The 576-nt window shown below is 47.6% G+C and carries 2 rRNA genes and 1 pseudogene; 1 reads left to right on the plus strand and 2 read right to left on the minus strand.

The features are described 5' to 3' along the window. Window positions 1-124: pseudogene (locus tag J9889_RS24325) on the plus strand (IS630 family transposase); the annotation flags it as partial. A gap of 89 nt (window positions 125-213) precedes the next feature. On the opposite strand, the gene rrf reads toward J9889_RS24325, so the two are convergent. Next, window positions 214-328: ribosomal RNA gene (gene rrf, locus J9889_RS21990) — 5S ribosomal RNA — on the minus strand. A gap of 121 nt (window positions 329-449) precedes the next feature. After that, window positions 450-576, minus strand: a 23S ribosomal RNA gene (locus J9889_RS21995); the annotation flags it as partial.

Here is a 576-nt window from a genome sequence, read left to right on the forward strand (position 1 = left end):
TAATCGCAGCTTCAAGGATTACGACGACATCCTTGATGCCTGCACATCGGCCTGGAAGCACTTTATTGCCGATGTGGAGCGGGTGATGTCACTTTGTAGCCGAGATTGGATAAAACTGACCTAATGTTTAATCCGATTGGTATTATTATCTAAAAAATAAATTTCAGGCAATAAAAAACCCCGCTCGAGTGAGCGGGGTTTCTTGTATTGGGTGCCTGGCAGTGTCCTACTCTCGCATGGCGAATGCCACACTACCATCGGCGCTACAGCGTTTCACTTCTGAGTTCGGCATGGGGTCAGGTGGTTCCACTGCGCTATTGCCGCCAGGCAAAATCTTAATCCAGAAAGCTGACGTGAATAACGACTTCGCTAGTTGCTTGTCATTATCACTGAATTTGTAAGTAGTTCGCTCATTCGCTACAAGGCCAGAAACACTTCTTGGGTGTTGTATGGTTAAGCCTCACGGGTAATTAGTATGGGTTAGCTCAACGTATCACTACGCTTACACACCCCACCTATCAACGTTGTGGTCTCCAACGGCCCTTTAGGACCCTCAAGGGGTCAGGGATGACTCAT

It is taken from the genome of Aeromonas sp. PrichA-15, from assembly GCF_017939245.1.
Lineage (GTDB): Bacteria > Pseudomonadota > Gammaproteobacteria > Enterobacterales > Aeromonadaceae > Aeromonas > Aeromonas caviae.